This is a genomic window from Synechococcus sp. TAK9802, from assembly GCF_014279535.1.
Lineage (GTDB): Bacteria > Cyanobacteriota > Cyanobacteriia > PCC-6307 > Cyanobiaceae > Parasynechococcus.
In genome coordinates this window covers 1,541,282-1,563,450 of record NZ_CP047937.1, presented here as the reverse complement: position 1 = coordinate 1,563,450, position 22,169 = coordinate 1,541,282, and the positions used below count along the sequence as shown (strand labels likewise).

General features: G+C 64.4%; 23 protein-coding genes and 1 pseudogene. 14 read left to right on the top strand and 10 right to left on the bottom strand.

Annotated elements, in window-relative coordinates; translation table 11 throughout:
• Window positions 1–54 precede the first annotated feature (54 nt).
• Window positions 55–597, bottom strand: a complete 543-nt coding sequence (locus tag SynTAK9802_RS09080; RefSeq protein ID WP_186495831.1) for a CAAD domain-containing protein — start codon at window positions 595–597, stop codon at window positions 55–57.
• Between the two features lie 91 nt (window positions 598–688).
• On the opposite strand from SynTAK9802_RS09080, the gene gyrA reads away from it, so the two are divergent.
• Window positions 689–3,313, top strand: coding sequence for a DNA gyrase subunit A (gene gyrA, locus SynTAK9802_RS09075; RefSeq protein ID WP_186495830.1), 2,625 nt, complete (start codon window positions 689–691; stop codon window positions 3,311–3,313).
• 2 nt (window positions 3,314–3,315) lie between these two features.
• Window positions 3,316–4,554: a lycopene beta cyclase gene (gene crtL / locus SynTAK9802_RS09070; protein WP_186495829.1), complete on the top strand. Its 1,239-nt coding sequence runs from the start codon at window positions 3,316–3,318 to the stop codon at window positions 4,552–4,554.
• A gap of 81 nt (window positions 4,555–4,635) precedes the next feature.
• On the opposite strand, the gene SynTAK9802_RS09065 is transcribed toward crtL, so the two are convergent.
• Window positions 4,636–6,231 (bottom strand): glycoside hydrolase family 57 protein, encoded by a 1,596-nt coding sequence (locus tag SynTAK9802_RS09065; protein ID WP_186498157.1) that lies wholly within the window; start codon window positions 6,229–6,231, stop codon window positions 4,636–4,638.
• A gap of 109 nt (window positions 6,232–6,340) precedes the next feature.
• Between SynTAK9802_RS09065 and SynTAK9802_RS09060 the strand changes: the two genes are divergently transcribed.
• Entirely contained in the window at window positions 6,341–7,963 is a 1,623-nt protein-coding gene (locus tag SynTAK9802_RS09060; RefSeq protein WP_115081872.1) for a 2-isopropylmalate synthase, read from the top strand.
• Window positions 7,964–7,973: 10 nt separating this feature from the next.
• On the top strand, window positions 7,974–8,798 hold the full coding sequence (locus tag SynTAK9802_RS09055) for a carbohydrate ABC transporter permease (protein WP_186495828.1): 825 nt from the start codon (window positions 7,974–7,976) through the stop codon (window positions 8,796–8,798).
• Here SynTAK9802_RS09055 and SynTAK9802_RS09050 read toward each other — a convergent pair.
• Complete coding sequence (locus SynTAK9802_RS09050) at window positions 8,715–9,029, bottom strand: hypothetical protein (protein WP_186495827.1); 315 nt, start codon at window positions 9,027–9,029, stop codon at window positions 8,715–8,717. The two genes, SynTAK9802_RS09055 and SynTAK9802_RS09050, sit on opposite strands and share 84 nt — an antisense overlap.
• Window positions 9,030–9,090: 61 nt before the next feature.
• Here SynTAK9802_RS09050 and SynTAK9802_RS09045 point away from each other — a divergent pair, with 61 nt between their 5' ends.
• On the top strand, window positions 9,091–9,336 hold the full coding sequence (locus SynTAK9802_RS09045) for a Nif11-like leader peptide family natural product precursor (RefSeq protein WP_186495826.1): 246 nt from the start codon (window positions 9,091–9,093) through the stop codon (window positions 9,334–9,336).
• Window positions 9,337–9,378: 42 nt separating this feature from the next.
• On the opposite strand, the gene SynTAK9802_RS09040 is transcribed toward SynTAK9802_RS09045, so the two are convergent.
• Together SynTAK9802_RS09040 and SynTAK9802_RS09035 are read right to left on the bottom strand one after the other, a co-directional pair.
• Entirely contained in the window at window positions 9,379–9,588 is a 210-nt protein-coding gene (locus SynTAK9802_RS09040; RefSeq protein WP_186495825.1) for a hypothetical protein, read from the bottom strand.
• A gap of 70 nt (window positions 9,589–9,658) precedes the next feature.
• Window positions 9,659–10,105 carry a hypothetical protein gene (locus tag SynTAK9802_RS09035; protein WP_186495824.1) on the bottom strand — a complete coding sequence of 149 codons (447 nt, stop codon included), beginning with the start codon at window positions 10,103–10,105 and terminating at the stop codon, window positions 9,659–9,661.
• 90 nt (window positions 10,106–10,195) lie between these two features.
• Here SynTAK9802_RS09035 and SynTAK9802_RS09030 point away from each other — a divergent pair, with 90 nt between their 5' ends.
• From SynTAK9802_RS09030 to SynTAK9802_RS09015, 4 genes are all read left to right on the top strand, one after another.
• Entirely contained in the window at window positions 10,196–10,444 is a 249-nt protein-coding gene (locus SynTAK9802_RS09030) for a hypothetical protein (protein ID WP_186495823.1), read from the top strand.
• On the top strand, window positions 10,444–10,746 hold the full coding sequence (locus SynTAK9802_RS09025) for an MTH1187 family thiamine-binding protein (RefSeq protein ID WP_186495822.1): 303 nt from the start codon (window positions 10,444–10,446) through the stop codon (window positions 10,744–10,746). Before SynTAK9802_RS09030 ends, SynTAK9802_RS09025 begins: the two co-directional genes overlap by 1 nt.
• 82 nt (window positions 10,747–10,828) lie before the next feature.
• Window positions 10,829–11,317 carry a hypothetical protein gene (locus SynTAK9802_RS09020; protein ID WP_186495821.1) on the top strand — a complete coding sequence of 163 codons (489 nt, stop codon included), beginning with the start codon at window positions 10,829–10,831 and terminating at the stop codon, window positions 11,315–11,317.
• A 26-nt stretch (window positions 11,318–11,343) separates the two neighbouring features.
• Window positions 11,344–11,931, top strand: a complete 588-nt coding sequence (locus SynTAK9802_RS09015) for an RluA family pseudouridine synthase (protein ID WP_186498155.1) — start codon at window positions 11,344–11,346, stop codon at window positions 11,929–11,931.
• A 30-nt stretch (window positions 11,932–11,961) separates the two neighbouring features.
• Here the strand turns inward: SynTAK9802_RS09015 and SynTAK9802_RS09010 are convergent, their stop codons facing one another.
• On the bottom strand, window positions 11,962–14,052 hold the full coding sequence (locus SynTAK9802_RS09010) for an HDIG domain-containing metalloprotein (protein WP_186495820.1): 2,091 nt from the start codon (window positions 14,050–14,052) through the stop codon (window positions 11,962–11,964).
• Window positions 14,053–14,122: 70 nt separating this feature from the next.
• On the opposite strand from SynTAK9802_RS09010, the gene folD reads away from it, so the two are divergent.
• The 5 genes and pseudogenes from folD (at window position 14,123) to SynTAK9802_RS08985 (ending at window position 18,578) form a co-directional block, all read left to right on the top strand.
• A complete protein-coding gene (gene folD / locus SynTAK9802_RS09005; RefSeq protein ID WP_186495819.1) occupies window positions 14,123–15,004 on the top strand; it encodes a bifunctional methylenetetrahydrofolate dehydrogenase/methenyltetrahydrofolate cyclohydrolase FolD in 882 nt (293 codons plus the stop codon).
• An 8-nt stretch (window positions 15,005–15,012) separates the two neighbouring features.
• Window positions 15,013–15,690, top strand: a pseudogene (locus SynTAK9802_RS09000) (TIGR02466 family protein).
• Between the two features lie 40 nt (window positions 15,691–15,730).
• Window positions 15,731–16,621, top strand: a complete 891-nt coding sequence (crtE, locus tag SynTAK9802_RS08995; protein WP_186495818.1) for a geranylgeranyl diphosphate synthase CrtE — start codon at window positions 15,731–15,733, stop codon at window positions 16,619–16,621.
• Window positions 16,618–17,130, top strand: coding sequence for a divergent PAP2 family protein (locus SynTAK9802_RS08990; RefSeq protein ID WP_011364875.1), 513 nt, complete (start codon window positions 16,618–16,620; stop codon window positions 17,128–17,130). The genes crtE and SynTAK9802_RS08990 overlap by 4 nt, the downstream gene beginning before the upstream one ends.
• On the top strand, window positions 17,127–18,578 hold the full coding sequence (locus SynTAK9802_RS08985; RefSeq protein ID WP_186495817.1) for an ATP-dependent RecD-like DNA helicase: 1,452 nt from the start codon (window positions 17,127–17,129) through the stop codon (window positions 18,576–18,578). The genes SynTAK9802_RS08990 and SynTAK9802_RS08985 overlap by 4 nt, the downstream gene beginning before the upstream one ends.
• 139 nt (window positions 18,579–18,717) lie before the next feature.
• On the opposite strand, the gene SynTAK9802_RS08980 is transcribed toward SynTAK9802_RS08985, so the two are convergent.
• From SynTAK9802_RS08980 to SynTAK9802_RS08965, 4 genes are all read right to left on the bottom strand, one after another.
• On the bottom strand, window positions 18,718–19,092 hold the full coding sequence (locus tag SynTAK9802_RS08980; RefSeq protein WP_186495816.1) for a hypothetical protein: 375 nt from the start codon (window positions 19,090–19,092) through the stop codon (window positions 18,718–18,720).
• A gap of 100 nt (window positions 19,093–19,192) precedes the next feature.
• Window positions 19,193–19,474, bottom strand: coding sequence for an acylphosphatase (locus tag SynTAK9802_RS08975; protein WP_255446263.1), 282 nt, complete (start codon window positions 19,472–19,474; stop codon window positions 19,193–19,195).
• Window positions 19,441–20,868: a cobyrinate a,c-diamide synthase gene (locus SynTAK9802_RS08970; RefSeq protein ID WP_186495814.1), complete on the bottom strand. Its 1,428-nt coding sequence runs from the start codon at window positions 20,866–20,868 to the stop codon at window positions 19,441–19,443. The genes SynTAK9802_RS08975 and SynTAK9802_RS08970 overlap by 34 nt, the downstream gene beginning before the upstream one ends.
• 14 nt (window positions 20,869–20,882) lie before the next feature.
• Window positions 20,883–22,169 (bottom strand): glucose-6-phosphate dehydrogenase assembly protein OpcA, encoded by a 1,287-nt coding sequence (locus SynTAK9802_RS08965; RefSeq protein ID WP_186495813.1) that lies wholly within the window; start codon window positions 22,167–22,169, stop codon window positions 20,883–20,885.

Below are 22,169 nucleotides of genomic sequence, written 5' to 3'. Positions count from 1 at the left end.
TCAATAAAGTCAGATCAAGCTACCAATCGGGATGATCGGCTCAGCTTGATCGGGTCAGCTCGATCGGCCCGTCACGCGGGTCCAGGTGGAGCGGGCACCCTTGATGAAGTTGTCCCGATCGCTGTTGCGGATCAGGTTGCGCAGGGCGAAGTTCACCAGCCAGATCACGCCGGCCAGCTCAAGCAGGCCTGGCACCAGAGGGATGCTGTTGATGGTGCTGAGCACGCCGGAGTAAACCGTCGCCACCAGGCTGAAGACGATCAGGCCGCCTATCACCCGCAGCGGCAGCTGGGCTTTGGTCCAGAGCTCCGCCAGATCGTTCTGCTCGAGCCAGTCCTTCACCTTGCCCACCAGCAGCTCCCATTCGCCGCCGTCTTCATCGGCGCTCTCCTGAGCAGGGATCGACACGGTGGAGGCGATTACCGGGTCTGCTGTTGGAGCGGGGGTTGGTGCCGGAGTCGGAGCCGGTGTTGGTGCTGGCGTGGGTGCCGGAGTTGGCTCAGGTTCCGGCGTTGCGGCGGGCGTGGGCTCCGGTGTGGGGGTGGGGTCGCTGCCTGGGGTTTCGGCTTCAGGGCGCGGCTCGTCGACAGGACCCATCACGTCAGTTGAAAGCGTTCGACAGTTTATCCGGATTTTTCTGCTCTCACCACCGTCCGAGATAGACTGACAAAGGACGTCTGATGCACGTATGACGGATTCTGTGGGGCCTGGCGGCGGCGGTCCCGGCGATTCCGACGATCGGATCATTCAGACGGACCTGCGCAACGAGATGTCGCGCTCCTACTTGGAGTACGCGATGAGCGTGATCGTTGGTCGGGCCCTGCCCGATGCCCGCGATGGCCTCAAGCCGGTGCATCGCCGGATCCTGTACGCGATGTACGAGCTGGGCCTCACCAGCGACAGGCCCTACCGCAAGTGCGCCCGTGTGGTGGGCGAAGTGCTCGGTAAATATCACCCCCACGGCGACACCGCTGTGTACGACGCCCTGGTGCGCATGGCCCAGGACTTCTCCATGTCGATGCCCCTGATCGATGGGCACGGCAACTTCGGTTCGGTGGACAACGACCCGCCGGCGGCCATGCGATACACCGAATCGCGGTTGCAGGCGCTCACCACCGACAGCCTCCTGGAGGACATTGAGGCCGAGACCGTTGATTTCGCCGACAACTTCGATGGCTCCCAGCAGGAGCCCACGGTGCTGCCGGCGCGGATTCCGCAGCTGCTGCTGAATGGTTCGGCGGGCATCGCCGTGGGGATGGCGACCAACATCCCGCCCCACAACCTCAACGAACTGATTGATGGCTTGCTCGCGTTGATCGCGAACCCGGAGATCAGCGATCAGGAGCTGATCCAGCTGATCCCTGGACCGGACTTCCCCACCGGCGGTCAGATCCTGGGCCGTGAAGGCATCCGTGAGACTTACCTGGGTGGCCGCGGCTCGGTGACGATGCGCGGCGTGGCCAACATCGAAACGATCGAGGCCCCGGGGCGTCCCGATCGCGATGCGGTGATCATCACCGAGTTGCCGTACCAGACCAACAAAGCGGCGCTGATCGAGCGCATCGCAGAGCTGGTCAACGACAAGAAGCTCGAGGGCATCTCCGACATCCGCGACGAGAGCGACCGCGACGGCATGCGGATCGTTGTGGAGCTGCGCCGCGACGCCTACCCGCAGGTGGTGCTGAACAACCTGTTCAAGCTCACTCCGCTGCAGAGCAACTTCAGTGCCTACATGCTGGCGCTGGTGAACGGTGAGCCGATCCTGCTCACTCTGCGCAAGATGCTCGAGGTGTTCCTCGACTTCCGCGTCGAGACGATCGAGCGCCGCACCCGCTATCTGCTGCGCAAGGCCGAAGAGCGCGACCACATCCTGCTGGGCCTGCTGCTGGCCCTCGATCAGCTCGATCCGATCATTGCCCTGATCCGGGCTGCACCCGACACGGCCACGGCCCGGCAACAGCTGCAGGATCGCCATGGCCTGTCCGACATCCAGGCCGACGCCATCCTGCAGATGCAGCTGCGTCGTCTCACCGCTCTTGAGGCCGACAAGATCCGGCTCGAGCACGAGGATTTGGTCACCAAGATCGCCGACTACAAGGACATCCTTGGCCGGCGTGAGCGGGTGTTCGGGATCATCCAGGACGAGCTCGGCCAGCTGCGGGAGCGCTACCCGACGCCGCGCCGCACCGAAATCCTCGATCTCGGCGGTGGCCTGTCTGACATTGACCTGATCGCCAACGAGCGGTCGGTGGTGCTGCTCACCGAGACCGGCTACCTCAAGCGGATGCCGGTGAGTGAATTTGAAGCCACCAGCCGCGGCACCCGTGGCAAGGCGGGCACCCGCAGCCAGGGTGAAGATGCGGTGAAGCTGTTCATCAGCTGCAACGACCACGACACCCTGGTGCTGTTCAGCGACCGTGGTGTGTCGTACGCCCTGCCCGCCTACCGCGTGCCCCAGTGCAGCCGTGCGGCCAAGGGAATGCCGGTGGTGCAGCTGCTGCCGATCCCCCGGGAAGAAGCGATCACCACGTTGATTCCCGTGTCGGAATTCAGCGACGACACCGACCTGGTGATGCTCACCCGAGGTGGCTTCATCAAGCGCACCCGCCTTTCGGCTTTCAGCAACATCCGCTCCAATGGCCTGATCGCCATCAACCTGGAGGAAGGCGACGCCCTCACTTGGGTGCGCCTGGCCGTCCCCGGTGACAGCGTTTTGATCGGCTCCAAAGCCGGGATGACCATCCACTTCCGCCTCAGCGATGAGGAATTGCGGCCACTGGGGCGCACGGCCCGCGGCGTGCGGTCGATGAACCTGCGCGAGGGCGATGCCCTCGTGAGCATGGATGTGCTTCCGGTGGAACTTGCCGATCAGGTGGCCGCCAGTGCCGACGATGAAGAGGATGCCGCCAGCGAGGGCCCCTGGGTGCTCGTGGCGTCGGCCTCCGGTCTGGGCAAGCGAGTTCCGGTGACGCAATTCCGTTTGCAAAAGCGGGCCGGCATGGGTCTTCGCGCAATGAAGTTCCGCACCGACTCTGACGAGCTGGTGGGGCTGAGCGTGCTCGGTGCCGGCGAAGAGCTGCTGCTGGTGAGTGAGAAAGGGGTGATCGTGCGCACCAGCGCCGATGCCATTCCACAGCAGTCCCGTGCTGCTACGGGGGTGCGTCTGCAGAAGCTCGACAAGGGCGACCGGCTTCTGAAGGTGGTGCTGGTGCCGCCGGAAGCCGAGGACGATTCCGCTGACGACACGTCGAACGACAGCGACTCGAGTGACACCGAAGCGGCTAACACTGAAAACAACGCTCAGGACAGCTGACCTTGCCTGAGCCGGTTGATGTGCTGGTGCTGGGGGGCGGTCCTGCTGCCCTCTGCATCGCTTCGGAACTGAACAAACGGGGTGTGGCTGTTGCTGGCATCGCCCCGGATCCGGTCGACGATCCCTGGCCGAACACCTACGGCATCTGGGCCGATGAGCTCAAAGTGGTGGGGCTTGAGCAGCTGCTGGAGCACCGCTGGAGCGACACCGTCAGTTATTTCGGTGAAGGTGGATCAACGGCTCAGGATCAGAGCCATGCCCACGGGATCGACTACGGCCTGTTCGATCGGGCGGCTCTGCAGCGCTATTGGCTGGAGCGGGCTGAGGGTGTGGTCTTTCATCAAGACACCGTTGAGCGGGTGGAGGTGAATGGTGCAACCACCAACGTGTGTTGCGCATCAGAAACCACCCTGCAGGCGCGGTTGGTGATTGATGCTTCCGGTTCGCGCACGCCCCACATTCGCCGCCCCGATCAGGGACCGGTGGCAGGCCAGGCGGCCTATGGCGTGGTGGGGCGTTTCTCCAAACCACCAATCGAGAAAGGTCGGTTTGTGTTGATGGACTACCGCTGCGATCACCTCAGCGAGGAGCAGCGCAGCGAACCGCCTACGTTTTTGTATGCGATGGATCTGGGCGATGGGGTGTTCTTCGTAGAGGAAACCTCACTCGCCTTGGCACCAGGTGTTCCCTACGACGTGCTCGAACAACGGCTGCAGCAGCGCCTGGATCTTCGCGGCGTGGAGATCACCGAGGTGATCCACGAAGAGTTCTGCCTCTTCCCGATGAACCTGCCGCTGCCGGATCGCAGCCAGCCGGTGCTGGCCTTTGGTGGTGCGGCGAGCATGGTGCATCCGGCCTCGGGCTACATGGTGGGATCGCTGCTTCGGCGGGGGCCTGATCTAGCCCAGGCTTTAGCCGAAGCTCTCGCTAATCCAAGCCTTGGTTCAGCGGCTTTGGCGCAACGGGGCTGGCAAGCGCTTTGGCCGATCGAATTGCTGCTGCGCCATCAGCTTTATCAGTTCGGTTTGGGCCGTTTGATGGGCTTCAACGAAGCGTTGCTGCGCACCCACTTCGCCACCTTCTTTTCATTGCCCCAAGAGGAGTGGTTTGGCTTCCTCACCAACACCCTGCCGTTGCCGCGCTTGATGGGGGTGATGCTGCGTTTGTTTGCCTTATCCCCCTGGGAATTGCGGCGGGGATTGGTGCTGGGGGCGGCGAAGGATCAGGCGCCGCGTTTTTGAGATCGTTTCGGGAAAGACCCGATCCCTCAGTTGAGGGAGCGATGAACATCCACGCCTCCCTCAACTGAGGGAGGCGTTTGTCTATGCGCGCGGCGCAGAAGGCTGAGCAGCGGGCTCCAGCGGAGCCCAGTCCAACGGCTGAATCAGCGGGAACAGGCGGTCGTCCGCCTGCACCTCCTCAAGCCAGCCCTCCGGTAGTTCGCTGGTTCCGTCGATCGCCTGCATCAACTGCCAGAAGCGGCCCAGGTGGCGTTGCACCCGTTCTTTGGCCAGTTCGGTTGTGGTGCCGGCCCGCAGGATGAAGCTCCAATCCGACGACTGCGCCAGCAATAGTTCCCGCGCCGCCTGCTGCAGCCACTGCATCGCCTGCTCGCTGCCCACGCCGCGGCTGCAGCGCTGCACCATCGCGGCGCTGGCTTTTTCCCACTCAGGAATGATCCAGGCGTTGCTGTCGTTCAGCCAGTAGTCGTGATAGCCCCCTTGCCCCCAGCTCGAGGGGCAGGGATCGCAGAGCTGAAGCTGGCCAACGTTGTTCAGCACATCGCGCAGCCGGGTGAAGCTCACCCCTTCCTGAGGTGCCTGCTGAAACAGCTGGCTCAGAAAAGCCGGGCCTTCAAACCACCAGTGGCCAAACAGTTCGGCATCGAAGGGGGCCACCAGCAGGGGGGAAACGTCCATGGCAGCGCCGAGCTGATCCAGTTGCCGCCGGCGGCCCTGCAGGTAATCGGCTGCATGCTCTTTCACCCGTTCAGCTGCCACCCCTGGTTCGTAGGGGCGTTTGCGGTCCAACGGCGCGCTGTGGTCGGTCACCCGATGCAGCTTCAGGCCGAGCGGTCGCGGCTGGTCGAGCCCCAGGGGTTTGAGCTCCTCGATCGGCAGGTCCCAGCCCAGATCCCGGTGGAACTCGCGGTAGTGGGGATCGCCGGGGTAGCCGTCCTTGGCCGACCACACCGGCAGCGTGCCGTCACTGTCGCGTCCGAAGAAGGCCACCCCATTGCGGCTGCAGATCGGGGCGTACACCCCATAGCGGGGCCTGGGCCGGCCGTGCAGCAACCCATGCCCATCCAGCACGGCGTAGCGCAGCCCCGCATCGCGCATCCAGCGATCCAGGCCCTCGTAATAGGCGCATTCTGGCAACCAGATCCCCAAGGGGCGTTCGCCCACGAGGCGTTGGTGTTCCCGTACCGCCGTGCGCAGTTGCCCGCGCACCGCTTCCGGGTGATGGCGCAGCAGGGGCAAATAGCCGTGGGTAGCGCCGCAAGTGAGCAGGTCCACCACCCCCAATCTCTGCAGAGCAGCGAAGCGCTGGATCAGGTCGCCGTCGCAGCTCTGCCAGGCCCGCCGGTGCCGCTCGATCGTGGCCGCCAGGTGCTCGGCGCCTGCGCGCAGGGATGGGTCGGCCTTCGGCAGCAGATCCAGCCGTTCGTTCAGCCACTGGGGAAAGCGCTGCTTGAGGTCTTGATCGCTGAGCAGTGACAGCAGCGTCGGCGATAGGCCGATGGTGAGCTTGGGCTGCTGGTGGGGGTCGGCGCTGGCCAGCTCCAGCGTTTCCAGCAGCGGCAGATAACACTCGATCAGGGCCTGGAAAAACCAGTCCTCCTCCAAGGAGCCAGGTTGTGCCGATCGCACGTAGGGCAGATGGGCATGCAACACCAGGGCGACAGCGCCTTTGGTCACGAACAAGCCCAAACGGTGGCTGAATTTAATCCGATTCTCCCTCGGGGGCTGAACTAAGATGGGTTAACTCATAGTCATTCCGACTAAGACCTCCGCTGGAGCCCCTTCCATGGCCAAGGACCCCGGTCGCGTCCTGATTTTTGACACCACCCTTCGGGATGGTGAGCAGTCGCCCGGGGCGAGCCTCAACCTGGAGGAAAAGCTGGCCATTGCCCAGCAGCTGGCGCGGCTCGGTGTGGATGTGATCGAGGCGGGGTTCCCCTTCGCCAGCCCCGGGGATTTCGCTGCCGTGCAGCGGATCGCCCAGCAGGTGGGTGGCGACAACGGCCCGATCATCTGTGGTCTGGCCCGTGCCTCAAGGGCCGACATCAAGGCCTGCGCCGATGCCGTGGCGCCAGCCCCGCGTCGCCGCATTCACACCTTCATCGCCACCAGCGACATCCACCTCGAGCACAAGCTGCGCAAGAGCCGTGCCGATGTGCTCGGCATCGTCCCCGAGATGGTGAGCTACGCCCGCTCTCTTGTGGAGGATGTTGAGTTCTCCTGTGAAGACGCCGGCCGCAGCGATCCGGAGTTCCTTTACGAGGTGATTGAGGCGGCGATTGCTGCGGGTGCCACCACGATCAACATTCCCGACACCGTCGGCTACACCACCCCCTCGGAGTTCGGTGCGCTGATCGCTGGCATCAATCAGCATGTTCCCAACATCGGCGATGCCGTGATCTCGGTGCACGGCCACAACGATCTCGGTCTGGCCGTGGCCAATTTCCTTGAGGCCGTCAAGAACGGCGCCCGTCAGCTCGAATGCACGATCAACGGCATCGGCGAACGGGCCGGCAATGCCTCCCTCGAGGAGTTGGTGATGGCGCTGCACGTGAGGCGTCGTTACTACAACCCCTTCTTTGGCCGGGAGGAGGACAGCCCCACGCCACTAACGGCCGTGCGCACCGAAGAGATCACCAAGACCTCACGGCTGGTCTCCAATCTCACCGGCATGGTGGTGCAGCCGAACAAGGCCATCGTTGGTGCCAATGCCTTCGCCCATGAATCCGGCATCCACCAGGACGGCGTTCTCAAGAATCGGCTCACCTACGAAATCATCGACGCCCAGACGGTGGGCTTGTCCGACAACCGCATCTCCCTCGGCAAGCTGAGCGGCCGCAGTGCCGTTCGCGCTCGACTGGAGGAGCTGGGCTACGACCTCACCCGTGAGGATCTCGATGAGGCCTTTGCCCGCTTCAAGGAACTCGCGGATCGCAAGCGCGAGATCACCGACCGTGATCTGGAGGCGATCGTCAGCGAACAGGTGCAGCAGCCGGAAGCCCGCTTCCAGCTCAAGTTGGTGCAGGTCAGCTGCGGCAGCAGCCTGCGCCCCACCGCCACCGTCACCCTTTCGGATGAAGAGGGCAGTGAAACCACGGGCTCGGCAGTGGGCACCGGTCCGGTGGATGCCGTCTGCCGTGCCCTGAATGATCTGGCGGGTGTGCCCAATGAATTGATCGAGTTTTCGGTGAAGTCGGTCACCGAGGGCATCGATGCCATGGGCGATGTGACCATTCGCCTGCGCCGCAACGGTGCGCTCTATTCCGGTCACGCTGCCGACACCGATGTGGTGGTGGCGGCGGCCATGGCCTTCGTGAACGCCCTCAATCGCCTGGTGGCCGGAGAGGAGCGCCAGTCATTGCATCCGCAGAAGGATCCTGTTGTTCTGGAGACCCGACCGACGCTCTAGAGCCGACGCCATGCGCACCTCCACCGCCAAGGCCGTTCAGCTGGTGCTGCTGATTCTTCTGGCGCTGCTGGTGCTCACGCCCTTGCTCTGGTTGGTGAGCACCTCGCTCAAGGGCCCGGCGGAAGACATCTTCAGCAGTCCACCGGCGTTGCTGCCCGCCCAGCCGAGCCTCGATGCCTACGTGAGGCTGTTTCAGGACAATCCCCTCACCAACTATCTGTTCAACAGCACCGTGGTGAGTGGCCTGGCGGTGCTGGCCAACCTGCTGTTCTGCTCCCTGGCCGCCTACCCCCTGGCCCGGCTGCGCTTCGCCGGCCGGGGCCTGGTGCTGGGGTTGGTGGTGGCCACGATCCTGATCCCGTTTCAGGTGGTGATGATTCCGCTGTATCTGCTGATGGTGCAGCTGGGGCTGCGCAACACCCTGCTGGCCCTGGTGATTCCCCAGGCGGCCACAGCCTTTGGCCTTTATCTGCTGCGCCAGAGCTTCCTGGGTGTCCCCAAGGAGCTGGAGGAGGCGGCACGCATCGATGGCTGCAGCCGCCTGGGGGAATGGTGGAACGTGATGATTCCCGCCGCAAAAGCCGATCTCATCACCCTGGCGATGTTCGTGTTCATCGGCACCTGGAGTGATTTCCTCTGGCCGCTGGTGATCCTCGACGACCCGTCCCTCTACACCTTGCCTCTGGGGTTGCAGCAGCTCTCCAGCAGCTTTTCGCTGGATTGGCGGATCGTTGCCGCCGGCTCGGTGGTCTCAATCCTGCCGGTGTTGGTCTTGTTCGTGCTCTTGCAGCGCTTCATCCTGCCCAATGCCAGCGGGGATGCGGTGAAGGGGTGAAGCGGCCGAGGTGCGCATGGCCGAGAAGGCGTCCATGCGTTCCTGCATCACACCCATCTGTTGGCTGAGCAGCTCACTGTGGGCGCGGTTCGGTGTGCGCTCCTCCAGCTGATCGATCCGCTCCTGCAGCGCATGGATGCGTTGGTTGTGCTGCCGCAAACCCTGCAGCAGGGCCACCACCAGAACACTCACCAGCGCCAGGCTGCCGCAGCTGATCAGTTTCAACAGCATGCAACCTCCCTACTTGGGTCGATGCTGACTTGAATGGGAGCACGCAACAAGTGGTGCAGGGATGTCTCTCGAGGATCTGGATCGGTTTCTCACGCTTCGCGACAGCGACCCTGATCTGGCCAAGGCCCTCGCGCAGCCCATGGATCTTGAGCGGTTTCTCGGGCTCGCTGCCGAGCACGGCTCTGCCCTGAGTGAGGCGGATGTCTTCGCTGCCCAGCAGCGTGAACACCACGCGCGAACGGCAGCTGAGCTTCAGAAGGATCAAGCTGCCGAATCACGCCGCCTGCGCAATTTCATCCACGGCTGATCACCACCACGTTTCAGTTCACAGATCAGTCCACAGATCCAGTCACTGATCCAGCTTCACCACGTCTGGTGCTTCTCCGAACACCTCGCGGATCCAAAGGGCGTGTTTCACAGCGCCATCGTGGCTGTGAAAAATCCATGCCCTGTCGAGGTCGGCTTGGCTCTCGATGCGTTGGTCCACGGCATTGATGCCGAGGTAGCCGCCCTCCGAGCAGGACCGCAGCACATAGCGTTCGGCGTACTTGCTGAGCATCGGCTGAGCGGGCTATTTCTTCTCGCTAGCGATGCGGTTGCGCGGCTTTGGTCGTTCTGCGGAATTGCTTTTAGTTTTCTTCCTTGAGGGTTAAGAGGGTTTGTTGTTGCCAGCCCAACCCCATCGGTGCGGCAAAGCGGCTTTGATGCCCGCCCTCCCGGAACCAGGGGGTGCTGAGGGCCTCGATCTCCAGTTCGTCCGGGTTGAGCGACCAGGTGTCCTGCAGGTAGCGGCGCAGCTGCTCCGGCTCGGGCGGCCCGGGCAGTTGCCAGTGCACCACGGCCAACTGCCCAGGCCGTGAGCGGAGAATCGCCAGGCGGTGATTCGGATCACCATCGTTGGCGGGCTGAATCGATTCCTCCAGCCGCTCATCGCAGACGTAGAGCCGCAGCGGAGCACTGCCATCGGCCTGGGGAAGTGGATATTTGTTGAGATACAGGGCCCGTGCTTTTTGAAACGCTGCCCCCGGAGCCTTCACCATCAAGGCGTTGTAGGCCTGCTGCAGCTGTTCACTCATGCCCTTTGCGTCCCGTTGCTGGCTCCAGTGTGGGAATGCCGCTGGGTCGGGACCATGGGAAGATGGTGACACTTCCGGGATTGGACTGCGATGGCCAAGCATCGCTCCCGCTACCGGTTGGTTGGCCTCGACGGTCAGCCGCATCCGGTGCTCGACGCCCCTTACGACACGTTGGAACTGGCCATAGCTGATGCCAGCGATTGGTGCACGGGACAAGGGTCCCGCTGTTCCATGGGTCAGCAGGGCATTGCGGTTGAAGTGCGAACCGACAGCGGCAGTTGGCGCACCATCGACTACCCCGTCAGTTGCTTGAGCCGATCCAGTTCGATGGCGGGCTGATGTGGGTCAGCGTTGACCTCTGCGTGGTGCCGATCGGTGTGGGCGTCAGTCTTTCGCCCTCCATCGCCGCCTGTGAGCGGGTGATCGCCGCCACGGGCCTAACCCACCAGCTGGGTCCCAATGGCACAGCGATCGAAGGCCCGTGGGACGAGGTGATGGACTGTGTGCGCGCGTGTCATGCCGAGTTGCACGGCATGGGAGCCCTGCGTCTTTACACAACGCTCAAGCTCAACACCCGCACCGATCGGCAGCAGTCGTTTGCTGAGAAGGTCACGTCCGTGGAGCAGCTGCTTGACGACTGAAAATCTGTAGAACTTCGGTGGGAATCAAGCCAGCTTGAGCCGATCTTGAGACCAATGAGATTGTTCTGTGGTCCCTGGCTTGATGGGTCGCCGTTTCAGGGCTGCGCTGTTGGTTCTGCTGGTGTTGCAGCTCACGGGCAGTGCTGTTCAAGCCTCAACCTGGGATCGCATCGCCAGTTACCTGCGGCTGCTGCAGCGGGCGGGCGTGAAGGCCCTGGTAGCGCCCGACTGCCCTTTGGGCTTGCTTGGGGCCTTCCATGAGGGTAAGCAGGCCCTGTTGATGTGCGGCAACAACCTGCCTGACGATCCCGCCGTGGTTTGGGTGGTGCTGGCCCATGAATCAGCCCATGTGATGCAGTCGTGCCATGGCGGCAACCTGATGCCGGCGGCCTTGCTCAGCCGTGAGGTGGAGCTGGCCCGCCAGCAGGAGCCCAATCCTTTTCACGAGTTGCAGTTGTATCACTCCAGCCAGCATCACGTTGAGGCGGAAGCCCGGCTGATTCAGGCCCTGCCCGCGGAGCAGGTGGTGGCCTTGTTTGAAAAACACTGCGCCCAGCGGCTCTCCCCTTGAAGCTGCTGATCCAGGACCCGTGGCTGATGGCGGTCGACAAGCCCGCCGGCCTGCTGAGCCAACCGGGCCTGGGGCCCGAGCAAAGCGATTCCGTGATCACCCGCCTGCAGCAGCAGGACCAAAGCCTGCGCCTGGTTCACCGCCTGGACCGCGACACCTCGGGGGTGCTGCTCTTGGCCCGAAGCGCTGACGCCCTGCGCCGCTTGAGTGCCCTGTTTGCTGAACGGCGGATCAACAAGCTGTATCAGGCGGATGTGGAGGGGGAACTCCATGGCCGCGGTTGCATCGCCAGCCCTTTGGCGCGCCTGTCGCGCCAACCGCCGCGCTACGGCAGCCACCCCGAGGGACGTCTGGCGCTGACGATCTGGAGAGCCCGCGCCGCTGGTGCTCACAGCACGCGGCTCTGGCTGCGTCCCCTCACGGGGCGCTCCCATCAGCTGCGGGCCCATCTGGCCGAACGGGGCCATCCCATCGTGGGCGATCCCATCTATGGGGATGCCGGCCGTTCCTGCCGCTTGCATCTGCATGCCCAGGCTCTGAGCTTTCGCCATCCCTTCACCCAGCAACGCGTCCGTTTGATCGCGCAGGAGGCTCCCTTTGCCACTGAGTGCTGAACTCGTGAGTGCTGAACGCAGACGCTGCAGTCAGCGTCGGGCGGGGATTGGATAGGGGATGCGGCGGTGGCGCATCCGCCGCCACACCTGCACGAAGGCACGAATCACCAGTTCCACTTCGCTGCGGTTGAGGCTGCTTTTGCGCAGTTGTCCATCCCGCTGCCGCGCTTCCACAATCCGCCGCACCGTGTCCACCGCCTGGGCATCGGAGGTGTCGGGGGGGAGTGATCGAAGCGCCGCTTCACAGCCGTCGGCCAGCATCAGGATCGCCGTTTCTTTGGAGCGGGGTACCGGGCCCCGGTAACGGAAGCGGCGCTCCTCAACGGCTCCGCCGCGCTCCTGGGCCTTGTGCAGGAAGTAGCCCATTTTCAAGGTGCCCTGGTGCTCAGGGATGAAATCGGCGATGGGCCGGGGCAGGCGGTGGCGCCGCGCCAGCTTCAGCCCCTCATCCACATGGGCTTGAAGCACCGCCGCACTCGCCTGGGGGTCATCCAGCGCGTCGTGGGGATTGGGGCCATCCTTCTGGTTCTCGATGAACCAGTCCGGCGCATGCAGTTTGCCCACGTCGTGGTACAGCGAACCGGTCCGGATCAGATCCACATCCGCACCTATCGCCCGCGCCCCTTCCTCCGCCAGGCCGCAGATCATCAGGGTGTGTTCGAAAGTTCCCGGGGCTTCGCAGGAGAGGCGGCGCAGTAGAGGGCGCTCCTGGTCGGCCAGTTCCAGCAGCCGCGCCCGGGTGAGCAGGCCAAAGGAGCCCTCGAGCATCGGGATCAGCAGCAGGCTGAACATCTGTAGAACGCCGAGCACAAAGGAATCGGTGGCCAGTTCATCCAGGCTTGGATTCAGATTTCCCCAGAGCCGCAGGCCGGTGATCGGTTGCATCTGCAGCAGCAGCCACTGCCCCATAAAGGCGCCGATCGGCAGCAGCACCGTGAGTTGAAGCAACTGGCCGCGGCTGCGCTGACGACCTGCGATCAAGGCCCCAGCGGCGGCCACCGTTGCCGCCACAATCAGGCGACCGTCCCCCAACCCCTGGACGGGTTCTGGCCAGAGCAGAGCGGCCACCCCCATCCAGACCAAGCCGCAGCCGGTGCCGAGGCCTTCCGCCAGCACCAGGGTGGGCGCCACCAGCACAGCCAGAGGGCTCACGGAGCTTTTGAACCAGAGCTTGGCTCCCTGCACCAAAAGCAGCAGGCCCACCGCCAGCAGCGCATGGCGCACCTCCAGGCCAGGCCGTTCACGCCGCATCACCAGAAGCATCACGGCGCAGGCTGCAGCGGCTTCAACAAACCTTTGGAACCAGATCAACGGTTGGGGTTCGCGGCGCACGCGGCCGAAATAATCCAGCACGTCGTAGGCCTGGGGACTGATCAGCTCGCCCTTGCGGGTGATCAGATCCCCCTTGCGCACCTCGATCGTGGGAATGGCCTGTTTGGTCAGCTGTTCCTCGATCAGCTGCTTGCTCAGGTTCGGGTCCGTGCGCAGGTTGGTGCTGCCGCGCATGGCGCTGGTGAGCACCTTGCCGGCCAGGGTGCGCGCCGCCTCTGGCTGCAGGGCAACCGCCTTGAGTTGCTGGTCGGCGGCCTTGCGCAATTGCTCAATGGCCAGGTTGCTCACAAGCCCTTGGCTGAGCATGCGATCAGCGGTGCTGCGCACCGCTTTATCCCAGGCCAGATGCTCCCATTCGCTGCGTCGTTCCAGCCACCTTTTCTCTTGATCAGACAGGTTCACCGGCCCGATCCGGTCTCCAGATCCGGTGTTGGTGACCTCCTGCAGTTGCAGCAGTTGTTGCTCGAGCCGTTGTTTGAGTGCTTGGGTCTGCTCCTGATCGATCACCTGCACCACCGATCGCGCCACCAGCGAGGCCCGCTGCTGCTCGAGGGCGGTGCTGTCCTGCACCAGTGCATCCTTTGGAGCGATGGCTTCAAACGGGGCCACTGATCCGGGTTGAAGTTTTGGCTTGATCAGCCAGGGCAGGCTTGAGGCTGCGGCCACGGAAAGGCACAGCAGCAGCACAACAAAGGTTTGCAGTCGCGTCCAGCGCAGCAGGCGTCGCCCTGGGCCTTCGAGCCGCACCCAGTTCCGCCAAAGGCTGCTCAGCCGTGGAACACGAACCAAAAAGGACCCTGTAGCGGCTTAACGCTAGCTCTCCTCAGAGGGCATGCTGGAGGGAGTGCATGGGAATGCCATGGCCCTGCGTTTGGACGGCAAGGTGCTGGCAAGGGATGTGGAGCATCGTCTTCAAACCCTGATCGAACGGCGTCTGGCCGAGGCGGGGCGACCGCCGGGCTTGGCGGTGCTGCGGGTTGGTGATGATCCCGCCAGCGCCGTCTACGTCGCCAACAAGGAAAAAGCCTGTGCTCGGATCGGGGTGGCCAGCTTTGGTGATCACCTCCCCGGCGACACGCCTCCAGCGCAGGTGCTTCAGACGATTGAACGGCTGAATGCCAACCCTGCAGTGGACGGGATCCTCCTGCAGCTGCCTCTTCCTGCTGGCCTCGATGAGGGGCCGCTGCTGATGGCCATTGATCCTGAAAAGGATGCCGATGGTCTGCACACCCTCAATCTCGGACGGCTGCTCAAAGGGAAGCCGGGCCCGCGCAGCTGCACCCCCGCCGGGGTGATGGCGATGCTGCGCAGCAATGGCATCGATCCTGCGGGCAAGCGCGCCGTGGTGATCGGCCGCAGCATTCTCGTGGGGCAGCCGATGGCCTTGATGCTTCAGGCCGCCAACGCCACCGTCACCATCGCCCACTCCCGCACGGCCGATCTGGCGGCTCACACCCGCGAAGCCGACATCCTCGTGGTGGCAGCAGGCCGTCCTGAGTTCATCGGGGCCGAGCACGTGCGGCCGGGAGCTGCGGTGGTGGATGTGGGCATCCACCGCAAGCCGGAAGGCGGACTGTGCGGGGATGTTCGTGCGGCTGAAGTCGAGTCGATCGCTGCTGCGCTCTCGCCCGTGCCCGGAGGTGTGGGACCGATGACGGTGACGATGCTTCTGGTGAACACCGTTGTGGCTTGGAGCAGACGCCACAACCTTGACCATGATTTGGACGATCTCGTGCACTGATCGGTTCCATGGCGCTGCACTGGCTGTTCCCCACCCCCGTTCTGCAGGTGGACCTTGAGCCGGATAACGCCACAGCCGCAGCCATGCAGCAGCAGCTGGAGCAGTTCGATGCCCAGGTGTATCAGCACCCTGAGTTCAGCGATCGCAATAACCTCACCGGAGATCTGCTGGGCCATGCCGGCCTGGATCAGTTGCATCGCATGGATGCGTTCCAGTGGCTGAACGGGCAGTTGGCTGAGCACGTTTCGGCCTATCTCCGTGCGCTGTTGGGCCCGTAGCACGGTCTTGTGGCCCACATCCAGAAGGTCTGGCCTGTGGTGTGTGCGAGGAATGGCGGAACGGTGGATCTGCACAGACACCGCAACGCCCAGTTGAGCGAGGTGTTCTACGTGTTGACGGATCCTGCGAACGAGAGCGGGGAGCTGGAATTTGAGGCGCCCGACGATTACTTCAGCCATGTGATGGCGATTCCCTACCGCGATGCGGCGGTTTCCGGTGGGGTGTTTGCGCCGTTATCCCACCGTCTTCTGCTGTTCCCTTCGGACCTGCGCCATCGGGTGCTCCCCTATGAGGGAAGCAGCCCCCGCTATTCGGTGTCCTACGACCTGGCCATCACCACGGCGCCGGGCAAGGGACGCGAGATGCGAACACCCCATCCGATGGATTGGGTTCCCCTCGGCAGCTAAGGGCTCGGCCTGAGAGAATCCCGCCAGCCAGGGTCCACCCATGAGCGCCGAGTTCGATTTCAAGGCCTATCTCGGCAAGGCCAAAGAGCGGGTGGAATCGGCCCTCGATGGATCGCTCGGTCCGGAGCGGCCGGAGTCCCTCCGGGAAGCGATGCGCTATTCGCTGCTTGCCGGTGGCAAGCGCCTGCGCCCGATTCTCTGCCTTGCCGCCTGCGAGCTGGCAGGCGGGGAAGCGACGCAGGCCCTGCCCACGGCGGTGGCGCTGGAAATGATCCACACCATGTCGTTGATCCATGACGACCTGCCGGCCATGGATGACGACGACCTGCGCCGTGGTCGACCCACCAACCACAAGGTGTACGGCGAAGCCGTGGCCATCCTTGCCGGTGATGCCCTGCTGACCCGCGCCTTCGAAATGGTGGCGCTGCGCAGTCCGGATGTGCCGGCTGAGCGTCTGCTCAAGGTGGTGGGAGAACTGTCGTTGGTGGCCGGCGCCCCTGGCCTAGTGGGCGGCCAGGTGGTGGATCTGGAAAGCGAAGGCAAGGAGGTGGATCTTGAAACCCTCGAATACATCCACCTCCACAAAACCGGAGCCCTGTTGAGTGCCTGTGTGATCACCGGAGCGATGATCGGCGGCGCCGATGAGGCGCTGATCAAGTCCCTGCGCACCTACGCCAGGGGGATCGGCCTCGCCTTCCAGATCATCGACGACATCCTCGATATCACCGCCAGCAGCGAGGTGCTCGGCAAAACCGCCGGCAAGGACCTCATCGCCGACAAGACCACCTATCCCAAGCTTCTCGGGCTCGACGAGTCCCGCCGTCGGGCCGATGCGTTGGTCAATGAAGCGAAAGAGGCGCTTCAACCCTGGGCTGAGAAGGCGATTCCCCTGCTGGCCTTGGCTGACTTCATCACCAGCCGCGACCGATGATCGACGCCACGCCCTCCCATGCGGTGCTGCGGGAGTTCTTCGACAACAGTTCGCTCACCTGGGGCCTGATGGCCTGTGGCGTCGCCCAGCTCTCGAAATTGTTCCTTGAGTTGCTTCTGCATCGCCGTTGGCGTCCGGCGGTGCTGATCGAAACCGGCGGCATGCCGTCAAGCCACTCCGCCCTGGTCACCGGCACGGCGGCCTGTGTGGGCTGGACCCTGGGCTTTGATCACCCCCTCTTCGCCCTTGCGGCGATGGTGGCATTCGTCGTCATGTACGACGCCAGTGGCATTCGTCGCGCCGCCGGGCTGACGGCAGAACGGGTCAATGGTCTGCCTGATTCGCTCTGGCCAGACGCTCCGGAGAAACCTCTCAAGGAAAGCCTGGGCCACAGCCGGCTGCAGGTGCTGGTGGGCAGCCTGATGGGTCCCGCCATTGCTCTGCCCGGTTTGGAATTTGTGGGATCACCGCTGCATCTGCTGTCGGGTCTTGGAGCTGGGCTGGGGTGACCGCTGCCGCGGACCTCACCGCTGATCAGCAGGAAGCGGCGGATGCCTTTGCGGCCTGGCTCAAGCAGCCCGTTGATGGCACGCCTTTCGTGCTCAGTGGTTTTGCCGGCAGCGGCAAAACCTTCCTCTCCATGCGCCTGCTGCGCCAGGTGGAGGCCAGCGGTTTGTGCTGGACCGTCGTGGCACCGACCCATAAAGCGGTGGGCGTTCTGCGCCAGGCGTTGGAGTTGGAGGGTCTCCAACCCACCTGGTACCCCTCCACCATTCATCGTTTGCTGCGGCTGAAGCTCAAGCGCTCCGCCGACGCTGAACTCTGTGAACCCACCGAGCAGACGGCCATGGCCCTGGAGAACCTGGGTCTGGTGCTGATTGATGAAGCCTCGATGGTCGACAGCACCCTGTTGGGCATTGCCCTCCAGTGCGCCCATCCGTTCAAGACCCGTCTGGTGTTCGTCGGCGACCCCGCCCAGTTGCCTCCGGTGGGTGAGCCGAACAGCCCCGTGTTTGCGATGCAACGCTCCTGTTCCGCCAGCTTGACCCAAGTGGTGCGGCATCAAGGTCCGGTGCTGCAGTTGGCGGCGGGGCTGCGGGAGGGGCGCCTGCCCTGCCAGATGCCGCCGCTGCTGCCGCCGATTCGTTCCCCGCAGGGGCAGGTGCGCAGCCTGGTGCAACGGGAGTGGCTGGATCAGGCCCGGCGTGCATTGCGCGACGCCTCGGTGCAAGACAACCCCGATGCAGCACGCATCCTCTGCTACACGAACCGCACCCTGGATCGTCTGGTGCCTCATGCGCGCCGGGCCATCCATGGGGAGATGGCCGATCAGATGCCGGTGCTGCCCGGTGAGGTGTTGATCAGTCGCACCGCCGTGATGGCCCCGGCCTCAAGGGACGGAGACGAGGCGGGTGAAGAACCCGACATGGTGCTCGGCTCCAACCGCGAAGTCACGGTGCGGGACGTGAAGCCGGAGGCCTGTGACCTGGCGGATTTCGGCCTCTCCTCAGCCGATGGGCCCGTGCCGGTGATCGAGACCCTCTCCGCATCGGTGAATGCGGGGGATCTGGAGCTCACCCTGCGCCTGCAGCCGCCGATTGGCAGCCCAGGTCGTCAGGAGCTCGATGCGGTGATGCAGCGGCTGCGCAAGCAGGCCCGTGATGCCGGCAAGAAAAATGGTCGCGCGATCTGGCGGCAGTACTTCCTGATTCGCGATGCCTTCGCCTCGCTGGGGCCGGCGGCGGTGCTCACGGTGCATCGCAGTCAGGGCAGCAGTTTCGGGGATGTCTTCGTGGCGCCGGATGTGTTCCGGGCCGATCCAGTCATCCGCCAGCAGCTCTGTTATGTGGCCGTGTCCCGTGCCCGCACGGGGGTTTGGTTGCTCGGCGGCGAGACGTCGCCTGATCTGCGTGCCACCTGGCAGCGCCAATTCGACACCACGCGGGATTCCGAGTGAATCCGAGGATCAGCGCTCAGAGTCGCAGGATCAGGGCCGCCAGGCTGATGCTCACCCCCAAACTCACAACGCCGAGCAGGGCTCTCCAGAAGGCTTTGTCTTTGGTGTCGAGGAAGTTGCTCAAGACATGCCAGGGGCTTTATTCGCCAGTTGTGCCATCTGGCAGCAGGTAAGGAAAGGTGCGATGGATCGGGCGGTGCAGCGACCGCAGCGTTTTGTTGTGGTGCACGCCGGGCACAACGCTGTAGCGGCGCCCCAGCACCAGTGCATGGTCCAGATCGGCCTCGCAGCTGCGGATGTCGGTTTGCACAGGCCGCGCCTGCGTTGATACCGGTGCAGCGGCGGGAATCAGGGCCGAAAACTGTCCTCCCCTGAGCCGCCAGCTCTGACAGGCGTTAAGGGCTTCTGCCGCTGAATCGAACACCTGCTTGGAGGTTTCCCGTCGCGTGCTCATGGCCTCCATGCCGAGCAGGGGCAGCGCAGTGATCAACAGGACAAATCCGAAGCGGAGCATGCGGCAGGCGCGAAGGTCCTGCTTCAGCCGTAGCGAGATGGGCGGAGCGTGGAGAGCACCTTCCCAATTTTTTCGCCTCGATGTCTCAGCGCACTTCGTCTCAGTAGCGCACTTCGAACCAGTCGTCGCCCGTGACCGGGAGCTGGCTGGGGGTCACCCGAACCACCCGGGCGCCCGGCGGCCCGACCTCACACCAGGCCCGCAGCTCAGACAAGGCCAGCGGTGGCCCTTCGGCCTGCACTTCCACACGGCCATCACTCAGGTTGCGCACCCAGCCGCTGATGCCGAGATCCAGGGCGCGCCGATTGCAGCTGGCGCGGAATCCCACCCGCTGAACCCGGCCTTCGATCACCCAGCGCCAGCGTTCGACGAAGGCTTGGATCCGTTGGGGCGGCTGACGGTTGACGAAGCGCTTGGCGATCTTTTCTCCCCGGCTTCGAGCGCGGCGCGCCATCGGGAGCAGATCGTCGTAGAGCTTGCCCAGTGCAGGTGAACCCAGCTCGCGTGAACCGTCTGATCGACCCATCCTTCCGAATGTCGATGGACTTTCCATCCCTCAATGTCCCACAGCACTGACCTGTCGGAGGACGGCCGGTTGGTGTGCAGTTCCCAGCGGTGAAATTCATGGCCCACCAGCTGCTGACCGCTTTCCACCACAGGGCTGTCCCGCCGCGCCTGCAGGCGGCGATAGCCCACCTGCAGCGGGCCGCGCTGGGCTGTGAAGGGAAGCAGGCTCGCCATGGGGTGGCTGGTGCCATCGAGGTCGGTCAGCTGCTCTCCGAGAACAAGCATCCCGCCGCATTCGGCGTAGAGCGGTCGCTGCTGCACGAACGCCCGCAGCGAGCTCAGGCTTCGCGTGCAGCCGCTGAGCTGGGCAGCGTGCTGTTCGGGAAAACCGCCCGGCAGGATCAGCCCCTTGGCGTCTGCAGGGATGGCCTCATCGGCCAGGGGGCTCCAGCGGAGCACGGGCATGCCCATGTGCTCCAGCAGTTCACTGGTTTCCTGGTAGCGGAAGTGAAAGGCGGCATCACTGGCCAAAGCCACCGGCAGGGGCTGGCCCTGCTCCACGGGGATGTTGGCCAGGGGATGCGGCCCGGGGCGGGGCGCCTGGAGCAGGGGGACCAGGCGTTCCAGGTTCAGGTGCTGGCTGGCCAGAGCGGCCCAGGCCTGGCGTCGCTGCTCGGGGGCCTCCAATTCATGGGCCGGGGCCAAGCCGAGATGCCGGCCCGGCAGGGCCAGGGCTTCGCTGCGCGGCAAGCAGCCCAGCAATGGCACCTCCATGCGCTCCAGCACTTCGGCCAGCAGCTCCCGGTGCCTGGGGCTGCTGACTTTGTTGAGCACCACACCGGCGATGCGCAGCTGGGGATCGTGATCGCGGAATCCGCGCACGATGGCGCCGAGGGAGGCGGCCTGACCACCGGCATCCAGCACCAGCACCACCGGCAGGTCCAGCAGGCGGGCCACGTCGGCCGTGCTTCCGGTTGTACTGCTGCCGATGCCATCGAAGAGCCCCATCACCCCTTCCACGAGGGTCAGCTCAGAGGCACCGCCGTAACCGTGAAAGGCCTGGCGCAACCAGGCTTCTCCGCAGAGATTGAGATCGAGGTTGCGACAGGCCTGCCCCGAGGCCTGGCTGAGCAGCTGGGCATCGAGATAGTCCGGTCCCACCTTGAAGGCCTGGATCCGGCGTCCGTTCTGCTGGGCCCAGCTCAGCAGCGCCAGGCTCAACAGGGTTTTGCCGCTGCCACTGGCTGGTGCAGCGATGACAGCGGCCATGGCTCAGATGCGGATCAGCCCAGCAGCCTGGCAGCCAGCGGAGCCGCAGCGGCCAGCAGGGGATTGGTGCTGTCGTGACCGCCGCCCAGCAGGCGGGCCACATCCATTTCAGGGGTGTCGTGCTGCACGGGAACCACTTCCTCATGCAGCTCGAGGTTGGCCATGCCTCCCCCCTCCAAACGCATGCAGCCCCCGGATTCAGCGCAGAGAATCACGCACACGCCCTGGCCGTTCTCCGGTTCAGCGATCAGCCGCAGCCCCACCATCTGGCCGGCGTGCACGTTGGGCTGAGCTGTTGGCACGGCCATCAGTTGGAAGCGCACCTCGGTGCCATCGGAGCGCTTGAACTGGGCGGTGGTGCCGTTTTCGACCGCAGCGGTCGAGAGCAGCGTCCAGCCCAGTCGATCGGTGATCCAGGCGGCCAGCAGCAGCCCTTGGGCAGGGTGATGGCCCTCAACGTCGATGTCGAGACGGGTGATGTGGCTCAGGGCATCACGCCGTTGCGGCGGATCGAACACTATGGCCAGGGTCTCGCGCCAACTGCGCAGGCGCAGCCAGTTAAGATCGTTCACCGCCTGGCCGCTCTCCACGCGGTGACGCAGAAGCTCAAGGCACTGACGCGGATCCCCTAAAGCGGTGTCGATGATCAGGCGCCGTGGTGCGCTGGTGAGCCGTTGCATCAGCTCCGGTGGTTCATCGATGCAGCCGTTCCACCAGACCCAGGCCGGCATCGATTCCGGCAGCAGGGGGTCGAGAATCGAAAGGCCCTCATGCAGGGCGCCATGGCCGCCCCGCAGCACCACCACATCGCCGCAGGCGGCGGTACCACCGCCTTCTTCAGGCAGCGGGCAGTAGGCGGCTACGAGTGTTGCCAGGGGCTGGGCCGCATCGATGGTGGGTGCCAGGGTGATCAGGCGCCGGGGCATCAGTGCACTCAGGGCTGGGTCGATGTACTGCCCACGCAGGTCTTCGGCGTTGGCTTGCCCTTCCAAATCAGCCACTGCCTTCACCACAGCCCCATCCAGGGGCGGCGTGCTTAGTGGGAGGTCTGCATCCAGCACCGCCTGACGTCCCGCAGCGATCAAGGGGGCGGACTGCTGGCCCGTGATGGGGCCTGATAAACGACCACTGCGGATCAATTGCTGCTCGGCCCAGGCGGGTTGCCAGATCAGCAGGCAGAAAGTATTGGCCCCGGTGCCCGTGCTGCCCTGCTGCTCGGGGGACCAGAGCTGTTCGAGGTAGTGGGGCACCTCCGCCGGTGCCAGTTCGAGCGGGGTTTGCAGGGTGAGCTGAGGGGACAT